8 protein-coding genes are annotated in these 13,728 nt (G+C 67.6%); 2 read left to right on the top strand and 6 right to left on the bottom strand.

Features of this window, described 5'->3' with window-relative positions:
• Positions 1 to 14: 14 nt before the first annotated feature.
• Positions 15 to 1,211 carry a cytochrome P450 gene (locus ACWD3H_RS25045; RefSeq protein ID WP_386308628.1) on the bottom strand — a complete coding sequence of 399 codons (1,197 nt, stop codon included), beginning with the start codon at positions 1,209 to 1,211 and terminating at the stop codon, positions 15 to 17.
• 1,363 nt (positions 1,212 to 2,574) lie between these two features.
• On the opposite strand from ACWD3H_RS25045, the gene ACWD3H_RS25050 reads away from it, so the two are divergent.
• Positions 2,575 to 3,876: a Rieske 2Fe-2S domain-containing protein gene (locus ACWD3H_RS25050; RefSeq protein ID WP_451956695.1), complete on the top strand. Its 1,302-nt coding sequence runs from the start codon at positions 2,575 to 2,577 to the stop codon at positions 3,874 to 3,876.
• Positions 3,877 to 4,211: 335 nt separating this feature from the next.
• Here ACWD3H_RS25050 and ACWD3H_RS25055 read toward each other — a convergent pair whose 3' ends face one another.
• The 5 genes from ACWD3H_RS25055 to ACWD3H_RS25075 all read right to left on the bottom strand — a co-directional run bounded on the left by ACWD3H_RS25055 (position 4,212) and on the right by ACWD3H_RS25075 (position 12,340).
• The gene (locus tag ACWD3H_RS25055; protein WP_451956696.1) at positions 4,212 to 5,045 is read right to left on the bottom strand and encodes an IclR family transcriptional regulator; all 834 of its coding nucleotides are present in this window, start codon (positions 5,043 to 5,045) and stop codon (positions 4,212 to 4,214) included.
• Positions 5,046 to 5,621: 576 nt separating this feature from the next.
• A complete protein-coding gene (locus tag ACWD3H_RS25060; protein WP_451956697.1) occupies positions 5,622 to 7,085 on the bottom strand; it encodes an MmgE/PrpD family protein in 1,464 nt (487 codons plus the stop codon).
• A gap of 686 nt (positions 7,086 to 7,771) precedes the next feature.
• A complete protein-coding gene (locus tag ACWD3H_RS25065; RefSeq protein ID WP_451956698.1) occupies positions 7,772 to 9,208 on the bottom strand; it encodes an aldehyde dehydrogenase family protein in 1,437 nt (478 codons plus the stop codon).
• Between the two features lie 459 nt (positions 9,209 to 9,667).
• On the bottom strand, positions 9,668 to 10,858 hold the full coding sequence (locus ACWD3H_RS25070; protein WP_451956699.1) for an epoxide hydrolase family protein: 1,191 nt from the start codon (positions 10,856 to 10,858) through the stop codon (positions 9,668 to 9,670).
• Between the two features lie 153 nt (positions 10,859 to 11,011).
• Positions 11,012 to 12,340, bottom strand: coding sequence for a Rieske 2Fe-2S domain-containing protein (locus tag ACWD3H_RS25075; protein WP_451956700.1), 1,329 nt, complete (start codon positions 12,338 to 12,340; stop codon positions 11,012 to 11,014).
• Positions 12,341 to 12,453: 113 nt separating this feature from the next.
• Between ACWD3H_RS25075 and ACWD3H_RS25080 the strand changes: the two genes are divergently transcribed.
• Entirely contained in the window at positions 12,454 to 13,725 is a 1,272-nt protein-coding gene (locus tag ACWD3H_RS25080) for an ABC transporter substrate-binding protein (RefSeq protein ID WP_451956701.1), read from the top strand.
• Positions 13,726 to 13,728: the final 3 nt, after the last annotated feature.

Below are 13,728 nucleotides of genomic sequence, written 5' to 3' on the forward strand. Positions count from 1 at the left end.
GGACCTCAGGCCGATCAGGCGGCGTACACGCGAGGGCCGGGGGTGAACTTGACGGGGATCGCCTTGGGACCGCGGTTCAGGGGGATGTTGGTGCCGATCTCGATCTCGCCGTCCAGTTCGAAGTCGGGCATGCGGGCGAGGACCTGCTCGATGGCGACGCGCATCTCAAGACGGGCGAGGTGCTCCCCGATGCAGCGGTGGATGCCGTGCCCGAAGGCCACGTGGGGGTTGCTCGGCCGGTCGATGTCGAACCTCTCGGGGTTCTCGAACTTCGCGGGGTCGAGGTTCGCCGCGCCCCACACCAGCCCCACGCGGTCGCCCTTGGAGATCGGCACACCCTCGAGCTCGAAGTCGGCGGTGGCGGTCCGGCCCATCATCTGCACCGGAGAATCCAGGCGCAGGCTCTCCTCCACGGCCGTGGAGATCAGCGAAGGGTCCTCCAGCAGGCGCTTCTTGACATCCTGGTGAGCGCCCAGGCGCCACAGGGCGCCGCCGATCCCGTTCACCGTCGTCTCCTGGCCGGCGACGACCACGGTGATGGTCATCGCCATCGCCTTGTCGTGCCCGATGGGCACGCCGTCGATCTCAGCGTTGGCGATCATCGTGAGCAGGTCCTCACGGTCCTGGTCCTGCTCCGCCTCGGTCACGATCTTCTCGACGAACCGCATCAGCGCGATGTTGGCGTTCTTCTTCCCCTCCGCGTCGTTCTTCGTCGCCGCACGGTTGATGTCGTCGGTGAGCTCGACCATGGTCGGGCCGTCGTCGGGCACTCCGAGGATCGCGGCGATCACCGCCGGCGGCATGTACCGCGAGATGGCGTTCAGGTCGCCCTTGCCGCTCTCGATGAAGGTGTCAATCGCCTCGTCGGCCTTCCGACGGGTGAGCTCCTCCCAGTCCGCCACCCGGTCCGGGCGCAGCTCCGGCACGAGGATCCGGCGGTAGTTGCGGTGCTCCGGAGGGTCCACCTCCACCGGGATGGGGCGGAACGTCATACCCAGGGCCGGGATCGTCGAACCCAGCCCCGAGCACAGGCGCCCGGTGTCGTTTGCGGCCTCACGCACCTGCGAATAGCCGAGGAGGGCCCAGTAGCCGCCCAGGTCCTCACTTCTGGCGACCGGCCCTCCCGCACGCACCTCGGCATAGGCCTCCGCGTGCCCATGCGCGTTGTTCACCTTGGCGATGTCCAGAACCGGACACTTCTTCTCCGACATCAGAACCCTCCGCTCGTCGTCATCCGACGACTGCTATTACGGGATTTCGCGTAAAGCTACGATTTATCGTGGTTTTAGTCAATGACGTGAAATGAGATCTACGTGCATCGGAGGAGGGCACCCGGTTCCTCGGACGCTCGGGGAGCACGCGGGAAGGACGGCAGGAGGAACGAGGGACGCCGACACGGCCGACCGAGGCGGCGACCAGTCACCACCCGCGACCGGCCATAACCGGCCACCGAGGCGCTCCGGCTCGAACCGGTCGACGACCAGCGAGGCAGAGCGCTCCATGCCGCTCACCGCCGTGGGCGGCGGGAGGCGGCCGCATTGATCGGATCCGACATGCTCCCGTGGCACTCCGGCACCCGGTTGGACTCCTTGGCCGAGCCGACCAGGGGGCACCAGTGAGGTCCGAGTGGTCCGGCACGTCGGCCACAGAGCGCGCTCCTAGGCACCCGGCTCGATCGATGGCGCCGACCATTGGCACGGTGACGGTGGAACCCGTCAGCCTGGAAAAATCACTTGGTGCCTGCACACGCACTTCCTCGAGCGTCACGGTTCACCCTTGCGAGATACCCGTGTAACTTCGTGGAAATCTACGATATTTCGCAGAGCGGACGCAAGGGCTTCCGGCATCCGTCTTCACCCACGGACATCCACACCCACGAGGGAAGCCGACGTGACCCGGCACGCCCGCTCACCCCCGCCCGCCCGGGACCCCATCCGGTGGCCCCGGAAAGAGCACCTCGGACCGGGTTCCCCGGAATGGTGGCACAGGTGCACCGCTTCATCGCCCCCTCCCCGACACCCGCCCCCTCTACCGTCCGAAGTCACGGGCCACCGGAGATCCCACGCGTCCGCGGCAGCGTCCACCCCTTGTCTTAATCAACGTTCAACCGTAATATCTCGCGAGATATCGCAATCTTGGCGAAACAAAGCGGGGTGACAGGAGGAACGAGCGCATGGATCCGGCAGAACAGAGGCCGAGTTCGGCGGAAGTCGGTCCCGCCGAACCGGCGTGAGGGGCCACGCCGATCGGACGTGAGGACACGTCTGTCAGACGTGCACAGGCCGGCCGATCAGGAAAGGCGGAAGGCGCAACCGATCGTGCGGCGACGCCGGCCGGCGATGATGCCGTCCCGATGATCGCCCGCCCGGTTCTGACCGGCGCAGACGCCGTACGCGGTGTCGTCCACTGCCTCAACGAGATCGGCCGGCCCGCCTGGAGTGGCGGCGCGGTCCTTGTCTCGGCACCCCGCAGGAGCCTCGCAACCTTGCCGCCAACCGCGACGCCCTGTCCGATACACCGAAATACCGTACTGAATGTGGCTCGTAACCTAACCATGGCGAAGGGATGTCGGGCATGGACCTGATCAGTCAGAAGAAGCTGCTCATGGAGGTCGGCTCGGGCACACCGATGAATGCGTGCCTGAAGCGGTTCTGGTTGCCTATCGCGCTCTCCACGGATGTGGCCGAGAACGACGGCGATCCGATGCGCGTCCGCACACTGGGCCAGGACTACGTGCTCTTCCGGGACAGCGAGGGCCGCTTGGGCCTGCTCGACGAACTGTGCACCCACCGCAGCGCCTCGCTGTGCCTCGGCCGTAACGAGGAGGGCGGGCTGCGCTGCCTCTACCACGGCTGGAAGTACGCCGTCGACGGCACCATCCTCGACACCCCCAACGTCCGGGACCCGCGGTTCAAGGAGCGGGTGCGTCAACCCGCCTACGCCGTGCGCGAGGCCGGCGGCATCATCTGGGGCTACTTCGGCCCGCAGGACAAGGAGCCGCCCTTCCAGCACTACCCGTTCTTCGACCTGCCCGACGAGAACATCGTCGTCGAACTCCTCGTCTGCTCCGCCAACTACACCCGTCTTGTCGAGGGCCTGATCGACACGACTCACACCGGTTCACTGCACCAGGACGCCCTGCGTCAACTCGTCGCCGGTGAGGGACCGGCGCCCAGCTTCGGCGGGAAGCCCCGCGTCGCGTCCGCGGGCGTGCTGGCGCAGGACCTCGCACCGGACATCGAGGTGCAGGAGACCGACTTCGGCCTCCGTTACGCCGCCATAAGCCAGCACCCGCAACCCGATGGCACGGTGCGCCGCCGGGCCAGAGTGACCAGCTTCAAGCACCCCACCTCGATCCTCATCCAGTCCGGCCACCTCGCCCAGCTGGTGCTACCCGTGGACGACGACCGGTCCTACCTCTTCATGGCGTTCTGGGACCCTACTCGCAACATCAGGGACGGGGAGGCCCGCCAGGAGATCCGCACCTACTACGGCATCGACGACATCGCCAAGGACTTCTACGGAGCCGGGCGCGAGTTCCACGACCTGCCGGACCGTCCGAACAAGTCGAACAACTGGCGGCAGGACCGCGAGGCGATGAAGAACGACAGCTTCACCGGCCTTTACCGCTTCATCCCCGAGGACTTCGCCGTCAGCGCCTCAATGGGCCCCGTGGGGCGCTCCCCGATAGAGCACCTCGTCCCCTCCGACCTTGCCATCGCCCGCTTCAGACGGCAGATGATCGACAATGCCCAACGGGTCCAGAAGGGCGAGGACCCCAGGGGTCTCGCCCCCAACGAACAGCCACGGCCGGCGCAGTACGACATCCCCGAGGGTGAGGACTGGCGCGATTACTACACCCGCGCCGCCGACTGACACACCGAGCGCCGACTCGCTGGTCGAGGAACCCATTCGAATCGTTCCGGGGCCCGACCTCGGAGTTTCACGTTGAGTTCCACAGGAAGAGAAAAGTTCCTTGAGCTGCGATGCCGGCGAGTTAAGGCGTCTGCGCAGGTGGGGGCACTTTTCCCACCATCTTGATCTTGCAACTTGCCTTGCTCGCCAGTTGCGCAGCGTCACGTTTCCTGGTCGAGGTGGCGGCGATCTTGGCTGCCGGCGAAGTTCCGATCGGCCGGTAAGGGCCCCGCCGCCGGTCGAACAGCAGCTCAAGAGGCTTGGCCCCAAGCCGCCGGTGCCGGGGAACGGGCCGATCAGGAGGTGCGTCCGAAGACGGTGTCCCTGACCTCGAAAAGGATCTGGCGTAACTCGTCCTGGTTGGACCGCACCCGGTCGGTGGGGCCGATGATGCCCAGACCGACGACATCGTCTCCGACCCGGTCTGAGACGGCGAACGAACTGACGCCGACCGCGCCCTCGTCGAGGGCCTGATACCAGCCGAGTTCCCGGTGCTTGCGAACCTCGTCCTCGAGCTCTCGCGGCTCGGTCTTCGTCCGGTCCGTGAGCCTGGACAACGCCTTCAGCCTCAGCATCCGATTCATCTCATGGTCGTCGAGGCCGCCCAGCAGCGCCTTGCCGATCGCGGTGCCGTGGATGGTGAAGGTGTCCCCCACGCCGATCACATAGCGCAGGCGGTGCCGTCCCTCCGAGACCGCGACCACCTTGATGCGGTTGCCGGCGAGCACCGCGCAGCACGCGGTCTCGCCCGACCGCTGTGCGAGCAGCCCGCTCGCCTCGACCCCGAACGCCGAGAGGGGATCATTCTCGGCGATCACCGTGGCGACGGCCAGCAGCCGGCCGGTCGGGTAGAAGCGGCGCGTCGTCGCGGTACGGCTCACATAACCGAGCTCGTGCAGCGTATTGAGCAGATCGGAACTGCTGCTCTCCGGAATGTCGAGCAGCCGGGCCACTTCGGATTTGGTGAGCTCGCGCCGTTCACGCCCGAAGACCTCGAAAAGCGCCATCGCTCGGGCGGCGGCGGGCACAGTCGTGCCATTGGCCTCCACCAGACCGCCGCGTGGCCGCCGCCCGCGCCGTGCCGGCGAGGCGGCCTCTGCCGACAGAGCCGGTTCCACAGCCTTCGCCATCGGAATCCCTTCCACGTGTCGCAACCGCGGACCGCTGTGCGACATCCATATACGAGGCCTTGCCAGTCGGAAACACGCCGATCAATCACTCAATGTCGCGCATGACCCGGATGGCCGACCAAGCCCCCGAAACACCCGTCCGACACCGGTCGATCAACGGAAACATTTAACGGGTCATCATCGGACATGAGGAGGCGGCAAGATCGCGCACCGGCCATATCCAGGATGATGGAGTCCGAATCGAGGATACCGTCGCAAGGACCTTGCACATCAAAAATCCGTCGATCAAGACGCTCCCGGCGCTTGGCCTTCGGCCGGTGGACGCCAGACCCCATCGCATACCCGGCATTGACCTCGGTCGAACACCGCCCGATCCGGAAGGGGCGGTGCACCTCCTCGGGGAGGCGCCACGAGCGATGCTGATGAAACCGCGTCAACCCGGCCTGACGGGTTGCCGCCGGACGTTCTCCCTTAACGCGTCTCCGCGGCGTCGATCGGTCACGTTCCGGATCACGGCCCCCCGACGGCGTCGGCAGGGCATCGTCGCCGTACCCGGAGTGCACCCCCGCGGGCAGGTCAGGCCTGCACCGTGAGGCCGGCGACGAACTTCTCCAGGTTCTTCAGCCGTTCCAGCTCGTTGCCGAGCGCGAGGGCCCGCTCGCTCCGTTCCTCGCCGAGGGCGTCGGTGGTGTAACGGCGAAACTTGTCGGCGATGTCCGCGTCGGTGATCCGGGTCTCCGGCGTGTAGGAATCCCCGCGGGCATAGTCGGCGCTGCGGGTGAAGCGCCGCCCCCCGGCCTCGACCGTGACCGTCGTGCACATCCTGACGCTGTGGCCGTACCGGGTAAGGTCCTCCTTCGCCGCCTGCGCGGCCCGAGGCTCCACCCCGACGTCGACCTTGGCCGAGAAGCGCCGGATGGCGGGGTCGGAGCGGGTTTCGGGCCTGTGCCACCCCGGACCGGGGGGGCCGGCCAGCACCGCGCACGCGAGCAGGTACGGCAGGCTGAAGCAGCCGTCGACCATGGACTCGCCGGTCGGGTCGTTCATGTGCTTGGCGGTCGCGCTGCCGGGCACCAGCGCCTCGACACGCTCGATTTCGTCGGCGGTCAGGCCCTCGTCGCGGAGGATGTCCAGGAAGACGTCGATGGCCGGGTTGAGGAATCGGCAGCCGGGATAGTCCTTGTAGGACGCCTCATCGACCAGCCAGCGGGTGCCGATCCCGTCGGTGAGCGCCGTCCAGTCGCAGTCCAGCGAGCCGGCCATGCGCCAGAGCCCGCGCTCGCCGTCGAGCACCGTCGTATCCGCGGTGAACCCCCGCCGGGCCAGGAGTGCCGCCATGACTCCCCCCTGGGCCATCTCACCGTACAGGCCGTACTTGGTCATCGGGCGGGGAAGGTCGAGGCCGAACTTCCCCGACGTCGGCAATGGTGTGGCGGCGGCGGCGAGACCGAAGGCGTGCCGCATCCCCATGGTGTCGAGGCCCAGCAGCCGGCCGCTCGCGACCGCGGCGGCGAAGCCGGTCCAGCCATACCCGGTGACGGGAGCGAACGTGAACGACCCCGCGGGAGTGACGACCAGGCCACGCAGGGAGAGTCCGATGCGTCCGGCCACTTCATAGCCGAGGGCGATCGCGGCGAGGGTGTCCAGGCCCGAGCTGCCGACGCGCTCGGCGATCGCCAGCGCCGGCGCGACGGTGGAGGCGGCGATGTGGGCGCTGTAGTTGAGCGTGTCATCGGCATCGATCGCGTTGGACAGGTGCGCGTTGACGTACGCCGCCGCCGGGGCCGGCAGCCTGGCGCCGCTGACCAGGACCGTCGCCTCCTGCCGACCTCCCTGCTCCTCCACGAGCTCACGGATGATCCGGCTCGACGGCAGATCCCACCCTGCGACGGCGCACGCGACGGTGTCCAGCAGGAGGCGTCGAGCTCCGTCGAGCGCGACCTGCGGCAGGTCTGCGGCACCGGTTTCGGCGGCGAAACGAGCGAGCTGCACGGTCGGCCCGTCCGGCTCCCCGCCGGCTTGCATCTTTAGTTCCGACATATCGTTATATCTTACGATTAACCGTATTATTTGGCTAGGCTGTACTTGTGTGACCGGCACCCCCCGGGGGGGGCCGGTCTCGCGCACGGATGACAGCGGCGGGGGCGGTCGGCCCTTCACCCCCCGACTGGGCTTTGACGCCCACCGCGACGCCCCGCACGCTCACGACGGGCCGGAGGCGACGGGCATTCGCCGAAGGCGCGACCGCTCGCCGTGCCGGACGGCGACCCCTCGCAGGCCGTCCTGAATATTGGCCACAGCAACGAAATACCGTATATTAGCACGGAGTTTCGCAATATTTGCCTAGCTGCCACTGGCGTCTTCCGGCTTTGTGGGTCCGAACGTCGTACCCGCACAGGCGATGAACCGAGCGGTATCCGCGCTTATCGAGGAGCGCCGACCGACATCGTCTCGCAGCCGATCGAGGCCGGCGACGGCGAAGAGGCGGACGCCCCTGCCGCGCCCCGCTCCAGGATCTCGGTATGGCGGACGGTGCCGACCCGTCCGCCGGCGGTGGGCCGAGCCACGGCCCACCGTCCGTCACTACCGTCCGTCACTACCGTCCGTCACCGCCGTTCTCGCCGAGAGATCGAGGCGGCAGGGGCTCGTTCCGCGGAGAGTGTCCTGTGGATCTTGCGCGTGGCGCGGCTGTCACCGCGATCCACAGGACACTCCCTGACGTCTGCCTAACGCGCGGAGCCGGGCAGAGTGATCACGTGTCCTTCGGTGAAGCCCTCGAGCCCCGCCCGGTTGGCGCCACCACGCCCCACGCTGCTCTGCTTCACGCCGCCCCACGGCGCCCGGCCGTCGATGCCGGGGCCGCCGTGCGTGTTGATCCAGGTCATGCCCGCCTCGATCCGGCGCGCCAGCGCGACCGCCTGGTCCACGTCACTCGACCACACCGAACTGCCCAGCCCGAACTCGGAGTCGTTGGCCATCGCGACCGCCTCGCCCAGGGAGTCGTACCCGATCACCGGCAGGGTGGGGCCGAACTGCTCCTCACGGACCACCGCGGCCGCGTTGGTCACCCCGGACACCACCGTGGGGAGCAGGAAGTGGCCCCGATCCGGATCGTCGACGAGCGTGCCGTACTCGTCCACCCGGAAGCCGGCCGCCCGCGACTCCTCCGCCAGGCGCGCCACCCGGGCGCGGATGGCCGCGGTGTGCAACGGGCCCATGGTCACCTCGGGCCGCATGCCGTCGCCGACGACCGTGGAGCGCAGCACAGCGCCCAGCCCTTCGACGACCTCGCCGACCCGGGCGGCGGGGACGTACAGCCGCTTCAGCGCGATGCACGCCTGCCCGCCGAACGGGAACGCCGCGGTGACGAGCCGCTGGTAGATCGACGCGTCGTCCAGGGCGTCGTCCAGCACGATGGCGGGGTCGTTGCCCCCGAGTTCGAGAGTGATCGTCGTGTTCGTCGCCGCCGCCTCCTGCGCGACGAGTGCGCCGACGGCCGGGCTTCCGGTGAAGTGGACGTGACGTACCAGCGGATGTTCGACGAGCGCCTGGGCCACCTTCGTGTCGGGCGAGGAGATCAGCGACAGCACTCCGTCGGGAAGCGCGGCGGCTAGCCGGCCGAAGAGCTTCATGACCGTCAGTGGCGCGGTCACCGGAACGTGGGCGACCACCGAGTTGCCGGCCAGCAGTGCCGGGGCGATGGTGATGACGCTCATGCCGATGGGCACGTTCCACGGGGCGAGGATGCCGACCACACCGAACGGGTCACGGTAGATCCGCGTGCGGTGCATCCCCGAGTCGCCCAGATCCTCACCTTCTGTCAGCCAGGTCAAGTGCTCCTCGAGAAACTTGACCGGGTAGTCGAGGTACTGCAGCTCCCGGGTGGAGTCCGCCAGCACCTTGCCGTGCTCGCGGGTGAGCAGCTGATCCATGCCCGCGATGTCGAGAGTGGTCACCACGCCTTCGATCATTTCGAAACGCCGCGCGGGCGTCAGCGCGGCCCAGGCGCGCTGCGCGTCGTGCGCCGCGCGAACCACGGCGTCGACGTCGGCCACCGACATCCGGGGAATCGTCCCGACCACCTCATCGGTGCGCGCGGGGTTGTACACGTTGACGACCCCGTCGGTCGGCAGCTTCACGGGGATGACGAGTTCTACGTTCACCGGGTCCACGTTGACCACTCCCTAACACCCAGTAATTTCCGCTGAAGACCAAGCTCCACCCGCGACCTGGCTCACCGACCCGCGATGCCCGGGAACCTCCGCATGCCGAGAACCGGTTGGCACACCGCATGCCGAGCCCGCGTGGGAGATCCGACGCTCGCACAATCGCCGCCATGGCCGGGGTCTCCAGCTTAAACAGCGCTTTCCAGTGTTTCACCACTATTTCGGGACACATTACGGTAGGTCGCGATCCAAGACAAGAGCCAACAGCAGCCCCAGCGGTCCGCTTCTCCGGACACGACCACGGAACCGCCTTCGCCAATTGACTTATCATTACGATATTCCGCATATTTTCACGAAACTTCGCAATAAAAGATGGGCCGGGCCGCATCGTTCGCCGGGCTGACGAACCACGGCCTCGCCACGGTCCGGGGCTTCGGACCCGATCTGTTCCCGCCGTCACGAGGCCGCGAGCACGGCGCGGAATCGGCGGAGATCCTCGGCGAAGTTCTCCGGCTGCTCGAGCGCGGCGAAATGCCCGCCGCGCGGCGCCTCGTACCAGTGCGCGACGGGGAAGCGTCGTTCCATCCACGCCCGCGGTGACTTGACGATCTCGCCGGGATAGATCGCCACTCCGGTCGGGACGGTGACCGGCCCGGCCGAGCCCTCACCGCGGCCCTGCGCAAGCGTCTGCTCCCGGTAGAGCCGGGCCGCCGAGGCGATCGTGTCGGTGAACCAGTACAGCGACAGGTTCGTGAGGAAGGCGTCCCACGACACCGCGTTCCTGATGTCCCGGCGGCCGTCGCGCTCGCAGTCGGTCCACACGTGGAACTTGTCGAGCACCCACGCGCACCATCCCGTCGGCGAATCGGTGAGCGCGTACGCCACGGTCTGCGGCCGCGTGCTCTGGATCGCGTGGTAGCCCAGACCATTCGCGGCGTGCTCGGCGTTGGCCTCCATCCACGGCTTCTCGTGCTCGGCCACGAGCGACATCGGGTCGGCCTCGCTCGGCGGGGGGAACGGCTGGGCGATGCTCAGATGCAGCCCGACGACGTGGTCGGGGTGGTCGGCGGCGAGGTGACAGGCGATGAGGCTGCCCCAGTCCCCGCCCTGCACGATGTAGCGGTCATAGCCCAGCTCGGCCATCAGCCTCGCCAAGCGGCCGGCCATCGCGCGCGGGGACATCCCGGGAGCCGTCGCCGCGGGAGACCCGCCGTACCCCTGCAATGACGGCGCGACGACGTGGAAGGCGTCCTCCTCCCGGCCGCCGAAGCGTTCCGGCTCGCTCAGGCGGGGGGTGGTGTCCAGGAACTCCACGATCGACCCCGGCCAGCCGTGCAGCACGAGCAGCGGCATCGCGTCGTCGTTCGCCGCGCGGGCATGCAGGTAGTGCACGTCGAGGCCGTCGATGTCGGTCAGGAACTGCGGAATCTCGTTGAGGCGCCGCTCGGCGGCGGCGAAGTCGAAACCGTCGCGCCAGTAGTCGACGAGTTCGCGCAGGTAGCCGAGGTCGGTCCCGTAGGACCAGCCCGGCGCGTCCGGCTCGTCGGGCCAGCGGGTGAGCTCGAGCCGCCGTCGGAGGTCCGCGACGGCCTCCTTGGCGAACGTGAGGCGAAACGGCCGGGCCACCGGTGATGTCGTCATCGGCATCTCTGTTTCTTGCGCGCTGAAGTGTGATCGCAGACGTGTGTTTCGTATCAATGCACGGAATGCCGTTGCCCTGCGCCAGGGGGCACACGATCGGAGCCGAACCGTTTTCCGGCTCACCCCCCGACGTCCGGCGCGACGATCCGACGCGACCTCTCAGAGATCGCGGGCGATGGACTGCTTCATGATCTCGGACGTGCCGAAGTGGTCCTTCCACGACCGGCCGCCCTCGAGCACCAGGTAGTCCCCTCGGGGTTGCTGCTTGGCGTTCAGGCCGAGCGGCGCCTCTCGCCTGGCGACGCGCTGCGCGTTGTCGATCAGCCGGCGACGGAATCTTGCGATCGCCAGATCCGCGGGGACCAGGTGCTCGATCGGGTACAGCTCCATCGGGCCCATCGACGCGGACACACCGAAGTCCTCGGGGATGAACCGGTGCATGCCCGTGAAGCTCCCGTTGCGCATCGCCTCCCGGTCCTGGCCCCAGTTGTTCTCCTTGGAGGGCCGGCCGGGCAGATCGTGGAACTCGCGACCGAGACCCCACTTGTCCATGCCGATATCGTCGATGCCGTAGTAGGCCCGCACCTCGTCACGCGCCTCGCCGACGCCGATCTGCCGTACCGGGTCCCAGAAGATCATGAAGAAGTGCGACCGGTCGTTGTCGACCGGCAGCGTGATCTGCATGAGGTAGTCCGGCGGGACGAAGATGGTCGTCGGGAAGGCGTAGCTGGTGATCCGGGCCGCGCGCGTCTCGGTGCCGTCCTCGTTGTTGACGGTGCGGATCGCCGCGTACCGCAGGCCGAAGTCGGTCTCCTGCACCTCGATGTCCGGTGCGAGGTTCTTGGCGAGGACGGCGCCCGTCGACGCACGCGTCCGGCCGCCGAGCGTCGGCGCTGGACCGTTGCCGGTGTCGAGCTTCTTCAGCGCATCCTGGTGCAGCACGCCGGTGTGCGAGGAGTCGAGCAGGCCCTCGACCACGCGGGTGTAGTTCGCCGACGCGACGACGAGCTCGACGATGACGTGTTCCGCGGGGAGGTCGAAGAACGGGTGGTGCGGCAGTGTGGGCTCGGCCTCCGGCCGCCCGAAGTATCCCCAGACGATGCCGCCGGCCTCGCGCACGCCGTAGGCGGGCTGGCGGACGCGCTGCTTGAACCGCTCGTCGCGGACGTTGGGCGTGTCAAGAACGGTGCCGTCGACCGCGAACTTCCAGCCGTGATAGAGGCACCGCAGGCCGCCCTCCTCGTTGCGGCCAAGGCACAGCGAGGCGCTGCGGTGCGTGCACAGCTCGTCCAGGATGCCGAGGCGGCCCTCGGAGTCGCGGAAGACGATGTAGTCGTTTCCGAGCACCCGGATCCGCATGGGATCGCCGTCCGGTTCGGCCACATCGCGCGTCAGGCACACGGGTAGCCAGAAGCAGCGCATCAGCTCGTGCATCGCCGATCCAGGCGACACGTCCATGAGCGACTTCTTCTGCTCGATCGGGTTCATACGACCCCTTTCGCGCATCACATTATTCCGGTATTTCGGCAAAACCTACGGCATGTCGCCTATTGGGACAAGAGGGGCCCTCGATCTCGCTTACACGGATGCCTCCCCGGCTATTGACCGTCAACTCCGATCCTCCGTATAACTATGCGAAATCTCGCAAGGGAGACTCTGTGAAAGTTCTGCGATCATCCCTGCCCGCCGCGATCGCGGTCGCCGCGACCGCTGTCGCCGCCCTCAGTGGATGCGGGTCCGGCAACGAGACGGCCGGCTCGTCCAGCGGTGAAACGATCAAGGTCATGACATGGGCATCCCTGGCCAGCCCGAAGATCTCTCTCCCGCAGGTGAAGACGGCGGCCGAGGCACGAGTGAAAGCGATCAACGATGCGGGCGGCATCAAGGGCCGTCGCGTGGAACTGATCTTCTGCGACACCAACTACGACCCGAACGTCGAGGCGGGATGCGCCCGCCAGGCGCAACAGGAGAAGGTCACCGCGGTCGTCGGTGCCCACACCACCTTCCCCGGTACGTTCGCCGTCCTTGAGCGCGCGAAGATCCCCTTCGTCGGCAGTTTGGGACTCACCGAGCAGGAGATGGCCAGCCCCGTCGTGTATCCGTTAGCCGGAGGCGTCCCCGGCTGGTACGCCGGGGCGGTCGCCCAGGTGAAGCAGGCAGGCGCGAAAACCATCGGCATGATCGCTTGCAGCAGCCCGGCCTGTACCTACGCGACCAAGGTCATCAAGGATTCGGTACAGCGGTCTGGAATGAAGCTGATCGCGGAGGCCTCGGTGGCCAGTGGTGTGCCGGACCCGAGCGCCGGTGTAGCCCAGGCGATCGCCGGAAACCCGGACGGTCTGGTCGTCGCGGTTCCGCCCAACGACATCCCGAAGCTGGTGCAGGCGGTGCATCGCGCGGGATACAAGGGCAAGATCAGTTCTAGCACGAGCCTCTTCCCGGCGGGCACGATCAAGGCCCTTGGCCCCGATGCCGAAGGCATCCTGCTGACCAGCCAGGTCAGGCCGCTGAGCCAGGGTGACGACCCGGCGGTCGCGCAGTTCGACAAGGAGATGGACGCGATCGATCCTTCCATGAAGAAGGACGAGAACGCCGAGCTCGTCTGGGGCGCCTACGTCCTGTTTCAGAAGGTGGCCGAGCGGCTCGACACCGTGGACAGCGCATCGGTGTCCACGACGATGAGCAACCTGAGCCGGCCGGTCGAGACCGGGATCACCGGTCCCTACAGCACGGTGGGAAAGACCGCGCCGATGGCGAACACTCCCCGGCTGTTCAACCCCACCGTGTTCAACACGGAGATCAGAAATGGGACCGTCATCGTCACGTCCGACGCCCCCATCGACCCGTTCGCCGCGTTGACGAATGGTTCGTGACCG

It is taken from the genome of Streptosporangium sp. NPDC002607 (genome assembly GCF_053592655.1).

Bases quoted from the DNA above. Each gene is read 5' to 3' on its own strand.
- ACWD3H_RS25045 (WP_386308628.1), bottom strand. From the start codon at position 1,211: ATGTCGGAGAAGAAGTGTCCGGTTCTGGACATCGCCAAGGTGAACAAC.
- ACWD3H_RS25070 (WP_451956699.1), bottom strand. From the start codon at position 10,858: ATGCCGATGACGACATCACCGGTGGCCCGGCCGTTTCGCCTCACGTTC.
- ACWD3H_RS25050 (WP_451956695.1), top strand. From the start codon at position 2,575: ATGGACCTGATCAGTCAGAAGAAGCTGCTCATGGAGGTCGGCTCGGGC.
- ACWD3H_RS25060 (WP_451956697.1), bottom strand. From the start codon at position 7,085: ATGTCGGAACTAAAGATGCAAGCCGGCGGGGAGCCGGACGGGCCGACC.
- ACWD3H_RS25055 (WP_451956696.1), bottom strand. From the start codon at position 5,045: ATGGCGAAGGCTGTGGAACCGGCTCTGTCGGCAGAGGCCGCCTCGCCG.
- ACWD3H_RS25075 (WP_451956700.1), bottom strand. From the start codon at position 12,340: ATGAACCCGATCGAGCAGAAGAAGTCGCTCATGGACGTGTCGCCTGGA.